The sequence below is a fragment of the Blautia sp. An46 genome (genome assembly GCF_002161645.1).
GTDB classification, from domain to species: domain Bacteria; phylum Bacillota; class Clostridia; order Lachnospirales; family Lachnospiraceae; genus Blautia; species Blautia ornithocaccae.
Map to the genome: position 1 here is coordinate 1 of NZ_NFIF01000001.1, position 12,397 is coordinate 12,397.

General features: G+C 43.9%; 11 protein-coding genes. All 11 read left to right on the plus strand.

Annotated features, from left to right (window positions below; translation table 11 throughout):
* Window positions 1-267 precede the first annotated feature (267 nt).
* The 11 genes from uvrA to B5G00_RS00055 all read left to right on the plus strand — a co-directional run bounded on the left by uvrA (window position 268) and on the right by B5G00_RS00055 (window position 12,354).
* A complete protein-coding gene (gene uvrA, locus B5G00_RS00005; protein ID WP_087266677.1) occupies window positions 268-3,108 on the plus strand; it encodes an excinuclease ABC subunit UvrA in 2,841 nt (946 codons plus the stop codon).
* A gap of 82 nt (window positions 3,109-3,190) precedes the next feature.
* Window positions 3,191-4,183 (plus strand): rod shape-determining protein, encoded by a 993-nt coding sequence (locus B5G00_RS00010; protein WP_087266680.1) that lies wholly within the window; start codon window positions 3,191-3,193, stop codon window positions 4,181-4,183.
* Window positions 4,184-4,213: 30 nt separating this feature from the next.
* The gene (gene recD2, locus B5G00_RS00015; RefSeq protein WP_087266682.1) at window positions 4,214-6,445 is read left to right on the plus strand and encodes an SF1B family DNA helicase RecD2; all 2,232 of its coding nucleotides are present in this window, start codon (window positions 4,214-4,216) and stop codon (window positions 6,443-6,445) included.
* Window positions 6,442-7,164: a ComF family protein gene (locus B5G00_RS00020; protein ID WP_242971235.1), complete on the plus strand. Its 723-nt coding sequence runs from the start codon at window positions 6,442-6,444 to the stop codon at window positions 7,162-7,164. Before recD2 ends, B5G00_RS00020 begins: the two co-directional genes overlap by 4 nt.
* An 82-nt stretch (window positions 7,165-7,246) precedes the next feature.
* A complete protein-coding gene (locus tag B5G00_RS00025) occupies window positions 7,247-7,672 on the plus strand; it encodes a hypothetical protein (protein WP_087266683.1) in 426 nt (141 codons plus the stop codon).
* A gap of 2 nt (window positions 7,673-7,674) precedes the next feature.
* A complete protein-coding gene (locus tag B5G00_RS00030) occupies window positions 7,675-8,700 on the plus strand; it encodes a hypothetical protein (RefSeq protein ID WP_087266686.1) in 1,026 nt (341 codons plus the stop codon).
* 83 nt (window positions 8,701-8,783) lie between these two features.
* Window positions 8,784-9,674, plus strand: a complete 891-nt coding sequence (gene cdaA / locus B5G00_RS00035; RefSeq protein WP_087266689.1) for a diadenylate cyclase CdaA — start codon at window positions 8,784-8,786, stop codon at window positions 9,672-9,674.
* On the plus strand, window positions 9,652-10,950 hold the full coding sequence (locus B5G00_RS00040; RefSeq protein WP_087266692.1) for a CdaR family protein: 1,299 nt from the start codon (window positions 9,652-9,654) through the stop codon (window positions 10,948-10,950). Before cdaA ends, B5G00_RS00040 begins: the two co-directional genes overlap by 23 nt.
* Window positions 10,951-10,971: 21 nt before the next feature.
* Window positions 10,972-11,235 carry an HPr family phosphocarrier protein gene (locus B5G00_RS00045; protein ID WP_087266695.1) on the plus strand — a complete coding sequence of 88 codons (264 nt, stop codon included), beginning with the start codon at window positions 10,972-10,974 and terminating at the stop codon, window positions 11,233-11,235.
* Window positions 11,236-11,338: 103 nt separating this feature from the next.
* Window positions 11,339-12,043 (plus strand): AzlC family ABC transporter permease, encoded by a 705-nt coding sequence (locus B5G00_RS00050; RefSeq protein WP_087266698.1) that lies wholly within the window; start codon window positions 11,339-11,341, stop codon window positions 12,041-12,043.
* The gene (locus B5G00_RS00055; RefSeq protein ID WP_087266700.1) at window positions 12,040-12,354 is read left to right on the plus strand and encodes an AzlD domain-containing protein; all 315 of its coding nucleotides are present in this window, start codon (window positions 12,040-12,042) and stop codon (window positions 12,352-12,354) included. Before B5G00_RS00050 ends, B5G00_RS00055 begins: the two co-directional genes overlap by 4 nt.
* Window positions 12,355-12,397: the final 43 nt, after the last annotated feature.

Below are 12,397 nucleotides of genomic sequence, written 5' to 3' on the forward strand. Positions count from 1 at the left end.
TTTTGGAGCTGCTCTAGGGCAGCTCCATTTTTTGCAGCATTTCTAAGACATATGGCTGAATATTTACTTTTTAAACAAATAACAGAACAAATGTTTGAATTAACCAGACGTATATGATATACTGGTACAGCAAACAATAAATAACCAAAATACGGACTTGCTAATTGCACTTATGTAAAAGAACAGGAATATTCGTCTGGCTCCCTGCTTTACAGTGTAATGGGGCGGGAAAAGAAGATAATATAGAAAAGATAGTGAGGAATGAATATGGCAGTGAAAATGCAGCCCAGACAGTTTATAAAAATTAGAGGTGCTAATGAAAATAATTTAAAAAATCTGGATGTGGATATTCCCAGAAATGAGCTGGTGGTACTGACGGGGCTCAGCGGTTCAGGAAAAAGTTCACTGGCTTTTGACACGATCTATGCAGAAGGACAGAGAAGATATATGGAATCTCTTTCTTCCTATGCCCGGCAGTTTTTAGGGCAGATGGAAAAACCGGATGTGGAAAGTATCGAGGGACTTTCTCCGGCAATATCGATTGACCAGAAATCAACGAATCGAAATCCCCGTTCTACGGTAGGGACAGTGACGGAAATCTATGATTATTTCCGTCTTCTTTATGCCAGGATCGGTATTCCCCACTGTCCGAAATGCGGACGTGAGATAAAAAAACAGACAGTGGATCAGATGGTGGACCAGCTTATGAAGCTTCCTGAGAGGACCAGACTCCAGCTTCTGGCTCCTGTGGTAAGAGGAAGGAAAGGAACTCATGCCAAACTCCTGGAACAGGCCAGAAAAAGCGGATATGTGAGGGTTCAGATTGACGGAAACCTCTATGAGCTCAGCGAAGAGATCCAGCTGGATAAGAACAAAAAACATAACATCGAGATCGTGGTGGACCGCCTTATTGTAAAAGAAGGAATAGAGAAACGTCTCACAGATTCTATTGAAACGGTGCTGAATCTGGCAGAGGGCCGTCTGATGGTGGATACTATGGATGGGAATATCCTGAATTTCAGCCAGAGCTTTGCCTGCCCGGATTGTGGAATCAGTATTGATGAAATCGAGCCTCGGAGCTTTTCCTTTAACAATCCTTTCGGGGCCTGCCCTTCCTGCTATGGCCTGGGGTATAAGATGGAATTTGATGTAGATCTGATGATACCAGATAAAACTCTAAGTATACAGGAAGGAGCAATTACAGTCCTGGGTTGGCAGTCCTGTACAGATAAAGGGAGTTTTAGCAGGGCAATCCTGGATGCTTTAGCAGAAGAATACGGATTTGACCTGAACACTCCCTTTGAACAATATCCCCAGAAAGTCCAGGATATTCTTATACATGGAACTGATGGGAAAAAAGTAAAGGTACATTACAAAGGCCAGCGTGGAGAAGGGGTTTATGACGTGGCTTTTGAAGGCCTTATTAAAAATGTCGAAAGACGCTATAAGGAAACCGGGTCAGATTCTATAAAACAGGAGTATGAAACTTTTATGAGGATTACACCCTGTCCTTCCTGCAAGGGACAACGTTTGAAGCCTGAGGCCTTGGCGGTAACTGTGGGAGATAAAAATATCCATGAGGTAACTTCTCTTTCTATCAGCAGTCTCCAGAGATTCATGGATGAACTGAAACTGACGCCTACCCAGGAAATGATCGGAGAGCAGGTGCTGAAGGAAATTCGGGCCCGAGTAGGATTTCTGGTCAATGTTGGGCTGGAATATCTGACTTTGTCCAGAGCCACAGGTACTTTGTCAGGAGGAGAAGCACAGAGAATCCGCCTGGCCACCCAGATTGGATCCGGGCTGGTAGGGGTAGCTTATATTCTGGATGAGCCCAGTATTGGCCTTCACCAGAGGGATAATGACAAGCTTCTGGCGACCTTAAAGCATTTGCGGGATCTGGGCAATTCTCTGATTGTGGTGGAACATGATGAGGATACCATGAGAGAGGCAGATTGTATCGTAGATATCGGGCCCGGCGCGGGAGAACATGGAGGGGAACTGGTGGCTATCGGTACGGCAGAAGAGATCATGGAAAATCCTAACTCCATCACCGGCCAGTATCTGAGCGGCAAGAAGAAGATTCCCGTTCCAAAGGAACGGAGAAAACCAACAGGATATCTGACCATAAGAAAAGCGGCGGAAAACAATCTGAAAAATATAGATGTAAAGATTCCTTTGGGAGTGATGACCTGTGTCACCGGCGTATCCGGTTCTGGGAAAAGTTCTCTGGTCAATGAGATATTATATAAAAGCCTTGCTAGAAAGCTGAACCATGCCAGGACCATTCCCGGCAAACATAAATGTATTGAAGGCGTAGAGCAGCTTGACAAGGTGATCAATATTGACCAGTCCCCTATCGGGCGTACCCCTCGTTCTAATCCGGCAACTTATACAGGAGTTTTTGACCAGATCAGGGACTTGTTTGCCGCTACTTCTGATGCAAAAGCCAGAGGCTATAAAAAAGGCAGATTCAGCTTTAATGTAAAGGGCGGCAGGTGCGAGGCCTGCAGCGGTGACGGAATCCTGAAAATTGAGATGCATTTCCTTCCTGATGTATATGTCCCCTGTGAGGTGTGCCATGGAAAAAGGTATAACAGGGAAACCCTTGAGGTAAAATACAAAGGGAAAAGTATCTATGATGTTCTGAATATGACAGTAGAAGAGGCTCTGGAATTCTTTGACCATATCCCTTCTATTAAGAGGAAGATCCAGACTTTGTATGATGTGGGCCTTTCTTACATCAGACTGGGACAGCCTTCTACAGAGCTTTCAGGCGGCGAGGCTCAGCGTATCAAACTGGCTACAGAACTGAGTAAAAGAGGAACGGGCAAGACAATTTATATTCTGGACGAGCCTACTACAGGTCTGCACTTTGCAGATGTGCACAAGCTTATAGAAATCCTCCGAAGACTGTCAGAGGGAGGAAATACAGTAGTGGTAATTGAACACAATCTGGATGTGATCAAGACAGCGGATTATATTATTGATATAGGCCCGGAGGGGGGAGATCAGGGAGGCACAGTTATTGCCAGCGGAACTCCTGAGGAGATTGCGAAAAATCCTCTTTCCTATACGGGTCGTTATGTGTCAAAATATTTGAGATGATTGGCCCTTTTCAACGAGGGACAAGTTGGATATAATAAATGTTGAATGTTGAATAACAGAAAATTAGAAAGGGGCAGTGTAAATGGCAGCTTCAGATATTGGAATCGATTTAGGCACAGCCAGTATCCTGGTATACGCCAAAGGAAAGGGGATTGTGCTGAAAGAGCCTTCCGTAGTTGCATATGATAAAGACAGCAATAAGATCAGAGCTGTAGGGGAAGAGGCACGTCAGATGATAGGCAGGACGCCGGGAAATATTGTGGCAGTGCGTCCGCTGCGCCAGGGAGTGATCTCTGACTATGAGGTTACGGAAAAGATGCTGAAGTATTTCATATCCAAAGCCATAGGAAAAAGGGCATTTCGGAAGCCCCGGATCAGCATCTGCGCCCCCAGCGGAATTACAGAGGTAGAAAAAAAGGCGGTGGAAGAAGCCACTTATCAGGCAGGTGCCAGAGAAGTATCTATTATTGAAGAGCCTATTGCAGCAGCCATAGGCGCTGGCATTGACATCACCAAGCCTTTTGGGAATATGATTGTAGACATCGGAGGAGGAACTACAGATGTGGCAGTTATCTCCCTTGGAGGAACTGTAGTTTCCACTTCTATCAAGGTGGCAGGGGATAACTTTGACGAGGCCATTATGCGCTATGTGAGAAAGAAACATAATCTGATGATCGGTGAACGTACTGCAGAGGATATTAAAATCCAGATTGGTACTGTATATTCCCAGCCAGAGCCAAAGACCATGGAGGTAAAGGGAAGAGACACCATTACCGGCCTTCCCAAAAGTATTACGATAACTTCCGAAGAAATCAGAGAGGCTTTAAAAGACGCTGCAACTCAGATTATGGAGACTATACACAGTATTCTTGAAAAAACTCCGCCGGAACTTGCTGCTGATGTGGCGGAGAGAGGAATTGTCCTTACCGGTGGCGGGGCCCTTCTGGGAGGACTGGAGCAGCTGATCGAGGAAGAAACAGGGATTAATACTGTAGTCGCAGAGGAGCCGGCCCTTGCAGTGGCTATCGGTACTGGTCAGTATATGGAGCTTATGAGTAAGCTGGAAGGAAAATAATCTTAAAACACGGTATGGAAGGGAAGAAGTGTGGAAGAAACAATAGAAGGATATGTAGACCATATCATATTTCAGAATCGGGATAATGGATATACAGTGGCCTGTCTGGTTTCAGAGGGAGAGGAAATAACCTGTGTGGGAACTTTCCGCTTTCTTAATGAAGGTGAGACCATACGGGCAAAAGGCGTTTATACAAGACATCCTTCCTACGGAAAGCAGTTTTCTGTAAGCTCCTATGAGTCTGTGATACCACAGGATTCTCTGGCAATGGAACGCTATCTGGGATCAGGCGCTATTAAGGGGATAGGAGCGGCCCTTGCAGCCAGAATCGTAAGAAAGTTTGGAGATGATACGCTGCGGATCATTGAGGAAGAACCGGAAAGACTGGCGGAAGTGAAAGGGATCAGTGAAAGAAAGGCAAGAGAGATTGCAGAACAGGTGGAAGAAAAAGCGGATCTGAGAAGGGCCATGATGTTCCTTCAGCAATATGGGATTACTCAGAACCTGGGAATGAAAATATACCGGCAGTATGGGCAGGAGATGTACGGAATACTGAAAGAGAATCCCTATAAAATGGCAGAGGACATTCCCGGGGTAGGTTTTAAGATCGCAGATGAGATTGCCGCCAGGATTGGAATCCATACAGATTCAGATTACCGCATCAGAAGCGGTATTCTATACATATTACTTCAGGCATCAGGAGAAGGCCATGTTTATCTGCCAAAAGAAGTACTGCTTGGCCGGGCCAAAGAGCTGCTGGGAGTAGAACAAGAATATATGGAGAAACATCTGACGGATCTTTCCATTGACAGAAAGATAGTGATCCGGGAGATATGCAGAGAAGGAAAGCCGGCAGAACTGGCAGTGTATGCTTCTTCCTATTATCAGATAGAGCTTCATGTAGCCCAGATGCTCCATACATTAAACCTTCAGGATACTGTGCAGGAGGACATCCTGGATGAAAAGATTCAGAGGATACAGAGAGCTGCCAGAATAGAGCTGGATGAAAAACAGCAGGAGGCAGTACGGGAAGCAGTGAAAAATGGACTTTTGGTTGTCACAGGAGGTCCGGGGACTGGTAAGACTACTACGATCAATGCCATTATCCGATACTTTGAAATGGAAGAACTGGATATATGTCTGGCGGCGCCTACAGGCAGGGCCGCTAAGAGGATGACGGAGGCCACCGGGTATGAGGCGAAGACCATACATCGGCTTCTTGAACTGAGCGGCGGTCCTGAACAGGCTCAGGAGAGCATCCGATTTGAGAGAAATGCCCAGAATCCTCTGGAGGCAGATGTGATCATCATTGATGAAATGTCTATGGTAGATATATTTCTGATGCATGCCCTTCTTTCTGCAATTGTTTCCGGAACCCGCCTGATCCTGGTGGGAGACGTAAACCAGCTCCCAAGTGTAGGACCAGGAAGCGTACTGAAAGATATTATCTCTTCAGGGCAGTTTCCAGTGGTAGAACTGGTGAAAATCTTCCGGCAGGCGTCCCAGAGCGATATTGTGGTGAACGCTCATAAGATCAACCAGGGAATACCGGTGATACTTGACAATAAGAGCAGGGATTTTTTCTTTCTGAAACGCTATGATGCAAATGTGATCATCAGTATTGTCATAACTCTGATCCAGAAGAAACTTCCTAAGTATGTAGAAGCCTCTCCATATGAGATTCAGGTCCTTACCCCTATGAAAAAGGGTCTGCTGGGAGTGGAGCGCTTAAATGTGATACTGCAGCAGTATTTGAACCCTCCGGAGGCGGAGAAAAAGGAAAAAGAGCATGGACAGGGGCTCTTTCGGGAAGGTGATAAGGTAATGCAGATAAAGAATAATTATCAGCTGGAGTGGGAAATCAGGGGAAATTACGGTATACCTGTTGAAAAGGGTGTAGGAGTTTTTAACGGAGATACTGGAATCATCCGGGAGATTAACCTGTTTGCAGAAACAGTAACCGTTGAATTTGAAGAGAAAAGATTCGTGGAATACTCTTTTAAGCAGCTGGAAGAACTGGAGCTGGCCTATGCCATTACCATACATAAAGCCCAGGGAAGTGAGTATCCTGCAGTAGTGATTCCCCTTCTTCAGGGTCCTAAGATGCTGATGAACCGAAATCTCCTTTACACCGCTGTTACGAGAGCCAGAAAATGCGTGACTCTTGTGGGAGATGAAAGAACCTTTTTTGATATGGAAAGCAATCAGATGGAACAAAATCGATATACAGCTTTGGACGTAAGAATCAGGGAGATTCAGTGAAAAATAAAAAAATAATAATGAATACATTTCTGGATATTCTGTATCCCCGGCACTGCCCAGTGTGTCATAACATAATCGGCTTCCGGGGACAGAAAATCTGTGACAGCTGCAGGGAAAAATTGCAACCTGTAACAGGACCAAGGTGCTATAAGTGTTCCAGACCACTGAGTGATCCCGGACAGGAATACTGCAGGGACTGTAGCAGCCGAAGACATTTCTTTGAACAGGGAATAGGAATTTTTCCCTATAGTACACTTCTTCAGGAATCCCTATACAAATTAAAATATGAAAAACGACAGGAATATGGAACATTTTACGGAGAGCTGGGAGCTCTTTGGGCAAAAGAGCAGATAAGCCGTTGGAAAATAGATATTATAGTACCTGTACCCCTTCACAGAAAACGCTTGGAAAAGAGAGGGTATAACCAGGCAGAACTCATAGCAGAAGCTTTGGGAAAAAGACTGGCTCTGCCTGTGAATAAAAAATTATTAAAACGAAAAGTAAATACCCGTCCTCAAAAGGATCTGGGACCGGCAGAACGGAAGGCGAATCTGAATAATGCCTTTATTTCCAAAGGCAGACTGGAGGGTGGGAATGTATTGCTTGTAGACGATATTTATACTACTGGAGCCACTGTGGACGAGGCTGCAAGAATACTGAAAAAGGCAGGGGCAGACAGAGTCTATTTTCTGGTAATTGCTATCGGCTCTGGGGCCTAAAACTCTTGATTCACTTCCCAGGGGTATGTTATAATGCAGTAAGTATGAGTATGTATCAGAATATAAGGAAAGAGGAAATTTTATGCTTGACGTCCAGAAAATAAAGAAAATGCATAAACTGGCTGCATATGAATCAGGTGAGGGAAAGCAGCATCTGGCTATCAGCAATTATTATAGAAGCGATTACATAGGCCTGGCTTTGATCAAGAATTTTTTTCTTACCACCGTGGCCTATGGACTGCTCCTGTTAGGATGGGCCGGATATAAAAGTGAATATCTGATGAACAATATACATCGGATGAACCTTACGCTTCTGGTAGTGGGTGCACTAGGCGGGTATATTATCCTGCTGGTGGTTTACAGTGTGCTTACGTATATTTATTGTACAGTAAAATATGCAAAAGCTCAGAAAGGAATACAGGAATATTATAAAGGACTGGGACAGATAAAAAAGATATATGACAGAGAAGAGAAAAGAAATGATAGGATTACAGGAAGGAGAAGGTGACCGTGACAACATTATTGGAGACTAAACAAAAAATAAAAAATTTTTACGGGGAGCATGAAACCTGGATTCTTCCTCTTCTGAAGTTCCTTCTTGCTTTTGTTGTATTTCAGGGTATAAACTCCACGCTTGGGTTTTTAGAGGCTCTAGATAATATTTTTATAACTTTGATTTTATCACTGATATGTGCTGTGCTGCCTTTGAACGGAATGACTATTCTGGGGTGCATTATGATAATTGCTCACTGTTATGGTATAGGTGTTGAAGTAGCGGCTTTTTCAGCTTTGCTCCTTCTGCTCCTTATGATCCTGTTCCTGAGATTCACATCTAAGGACAATGTAGCGCTGATCTTAACACCGGCGGCATTTACACTCCATATGCCGGCAGCAGTTCCAGTAGGGAGCGGTCTGTTGAGAGGCCCTTCCTGTGCGGTTCCTGCCTGTTGTGGTGTGATTTTATACTACTTTATGGAAACAGTCAGTGACAGAAGTACAGTTCTTCAGGGCAAAGAAACGGAATCCGTCCAGAAATTTCAGATCCTTCTGGATGCCCTTATTAACAACCAGGAGATGTGGCTGAATATTCTGGCCTTTGTTGTGGTGCTGATGGTGGTATACCTGATTTCCAGAACATCAGCAGATTATTCCTGGAGGATAGGTGTTGCTGCAGGCGCAGTGGTATATATTTTGATCATGATTCTGGGCGGAATGTTTTTAAATGTCAATATTAATATAGGCGGTGTGATCCTGTCAGGAGTTTTGGCAGCAGTAGTGGGACTCATTATTGAGTTTGCAGCTCTGGGTGTGGATTATTCCAGAAGCGAGATTACACAGTTTGAAGATGATGAATATGTATATTATGTAAAAGCTGTTCCCAAGTCCTTTATAACCAGAGCAGAAAAGAGTATTAAAAATATTTCTTCAGAGCCTGGAGAAAAGAGTGACGATGAGGAAACCGCTCCTGTGGAGAGAGTTGAGGGAGAGTCTTTTGACTTCGAAAAACAGTTGGAGGAGTCATTAAAAGACTTATAGAGTATAGATTCTGAGATTGAGAATGCTGGATGTTTTTGGCCTTGTAGTTCTGAGAACTCCGGCAGGAAAGGGGGAGAAGTGATGTGAGCGGCTTTTTAAAGTCTATCCATGACTATTTAGGGCAGTGGACGTTGCCGAACAATATACAATGGAATGATATTGTGGAAATCCTGCTGATTGCCTTTTTTGTCTATCAGTTTATGCTGTGGATTCGAAATACCAGGGCATATTCGCTGCTGAAGGGTATTTTAACTGTGTTAGTATTCATATTGATAGCATCTCTGCTGGAAATGAATACGATTTTATGGTTGGTTTACAATGCCGGCGGTTATGCAATTACAGCGATTCTTGTTATTTTTCAGCCAGAACTGCGTAAAGCCCTGGAAGAATTAGGACATAAGAAAATTGTCAGCAATCTTATCCCCTTTGATACCAGCAAAAAAGAGACAGAAGGACGATTCAGTGACAGAACAGCTAACGAGATTGTAAGAGCAAGCTTTGAAATGGGAGCTGTAAAGACAGGGGCGCTGATCGTTATTGAAGAAGAAACAGTGCTCAATGAGTATATTCGAACAGGAATTGCACTGGACTCTCTTGTGAGCAGTCAGTTGCTGATCAATATTTTTGAACATAATACCCCTCTCCATGATGGAGCAGTGATCATACGGGGAGACAGGATCGTATCGGCCACCTGTTATCTTCCTTTGTCGGATAATCTGGAGTTGAACAAAAATTTGGGAACCAGACATCGTGCAGGTGTGGGTATCAGTGAGGTCAGCGATGCTCTGACAATCATTGTTTCCGAGGAAACCGGAAGAGTCTCTGTAACTAAAAACGGAGAAATTCATGTGGGACTGAATAAGGAGGAGCTGAGACAGATTCTGGAAGAAGAACAGAATAAGACAAAGCAGGAAAAAGTAAAGCGCAGACTGTGGAAGGGTTTGGTGAAAAATGAAAAGAAATCTGATGAATAAATTTACTCTGAAAATCCTTTCTCTGGCAGTTGCTATTCTGTTGTGGCTTTTGGTAGTAAACATCGAAGATCCTGTAAGGTCAGAAACTTACTGGGAGGTGCCGGTTACAATAGTGAATGAATCCTATCTTACCAGTGACCTGCGGATACCTCTTCTGGTAGAAGGCAGTGATACAGTAACGGTCAGGATTCAGGCCGAAAGCTCTGTGCTCAGAGAAATTGACAGAGACAGTATTACTGCAGAAGCAGACATGACCCAGATCATATCAATGGATACAACTCCTTATATGGTACCTGTGCGGGTAATCTGTCCAGGAGTCTCTGATGAAAATATTACTGTTATGCCGGCAAATATTCCTATAGAAACCGATGATCTTACAACCCAGGCTATGACCATATCTGCTTCCGTAGGAAACACCAGGCCTGAATCAGGATATGAAGTTGGAAAGCTTACAGTAAATCCGGAAAAAGTGACAATTTCAGGACCGGAAGATTTGATCAGCAAGCTGGACCGGGTGGTAGCTGATGTAGATGTTTCGAGTATGGACCAAAGCGGCAGTATTTCCGCTCCTCTGCATATATATGACAAAAACGGTGACGAACTGACAGATACTCAGATGTCTTATCTGAATCTCCAGGGAGCTGAAAATAATACGGTAAGTGTGGATGTTGATCTGTGGAGAGTGAAGACAGATATTAACATTCAGGTAGAATCATCAGGAACTCCGGAAGATGGATATCAGGTATCTGATATTACTACAGTCCCAAATACGCTGAGTGTGGCAGGGACAGAGGAGGCTTTGAAAGAGCTGGAGGATAACGGTAACACAATAACCATTCCTGCCTCTGAGGTAGATGTTTCTGGTAAAAATGCGGATTTTGAGCAGACTGTGGATATTGAGGACCTGCTTCCAGATGACATTATGCTTGCCAGAGATATCAGCAGTTCCGTAATCGTTTCAGTGACGATTCTGCCTTATGACAGTAAGGAATATGTGATACCATCTACTAAAATTGATAGAAGCAAACAGCCAGAAAATATGACAGCAGTTATCATGGATGACAGCGTGACTGTCCGTGTAAGAGGTTCTGATGAAGACTTGGAAAATCTAAAGGAAGATGATATAAAGCTGTCCATAGACACCTCAAAGTATACCAAAGAGGGAGAGCAGGAGGTTCCTGTAAATGTAACACTTCCTGAGGGCTATGAATTGGTAGATGAGGTCACAGTAAGAGTCAACCTGACTCCATCTGCTGAGAGACAGTCAGAAGAATAAGAGAAGATAGGAAGTGAGACAATGGTCAGTCAGAAGGTAACGATAAAGAACCCTACCGGGCTGCATCTGCGTCCGGCAGGAATACTCTGCAAAGAAGCTATGAAGTTTAAATCTCTGATCACTTTCCGTTTTGCGGGGGGCTCTGCAAACGCTAAAAGCGTCCTCAGTGTTTTGGGGGCCTGTGTAAAATGTGGAGATGAAATTGAACTGGTCTGCCAGGGAGAAGACGAGGAAACTGCTTTAGAAACTCTGGTCGCTGCTATAGAGAGCGGATTAGGAGAATAAGATGCAGGCTGCTGTATTAAACAAAGAGTGCAAAGCTCGTTTAATATGGCAGCTTTTCTCGTAATAAGGATTACAAAGGAAAATTGGAGGTAAAAGACGTGTTATGGTACATAATAAGATAAGAGCTGGGCTGCGTGACGGCATTCCCATTGCTCTTGGATATTTTTCTGTGAGCTTTTCTTTTGGAATGCTGGCGGTGCAGGATGGGATTTCACCTTTCCATGCAGTATTGATTTCTCTGATGAACCTTACGTCTGCAGGACAGTTTGCAGGCCTGACAGTTATAGTTTCAGGAGCGTCTTTAGTGGAGATGGCCCTTACCCAGCTGGTAATCAATATCAGATATGCTCTGATGTCAGTTTCTCTTTCTCAGAAATTGGACAGTTCAGTAAAGACATTCCAACGGATGCTGATCGCCTATGGAAATACAGATGAGATTTTTGCAGTGGCAAGTTCCAAACCGGGAACTGTGGGAAGTAAGTATATGTATGGATTGATCCTTCTGCCTGTAATCGGATGGGTGGGAGGAACTCTGACAGGAGCTGTTGCCAGCACGATTCTTCCTGCCGCTATGATCAGTGCCTTGGGAGTAGCCCTTTATGGCATGTTCATAGCGATAGTGGTTCCTGTAGCGAAAGAGAGCAAAGAAGTGCTTCTGGTAGTGGCAGTATCATTGGTATTTAGCAGTGCTTTCTACTACCTTCCGGTCCTTCGGAATATTTCCTCCGGATTTACTATCATTATCTGTACTGTGGCTGCTGCCGGAATCGGAGCAGTACTATTTCCAATCAAGGAGGAACAGGCATGATATATGCATATATATTTGTTATGGCAGGGGTGACTTATCTGATTCGTATGCTGCCCTTGACATTGATCCAGAGAAAAATTTCGAATATTTATATACGTTCTTTTTTATATTATATTCCTTACGCATGTCTTACCGCTATGACTTTTCCGGCAATTCTTTATGCTACAGAATCACCTTTCTCAGGATTTGTAGGGCTTGCGGTGGCTGTATTTCTGGCAATTAGAAAGAAAAGCTTGATTTTTGTGGCAGGCTTTGCCTGTGCAGGGGTATTTTTAGCTGAGAGGATTTTGGAGATATTACCAATATGTTAAGAAAATATGAAGTGGGTTAGTTGATTTATGTAGATAAATAGTG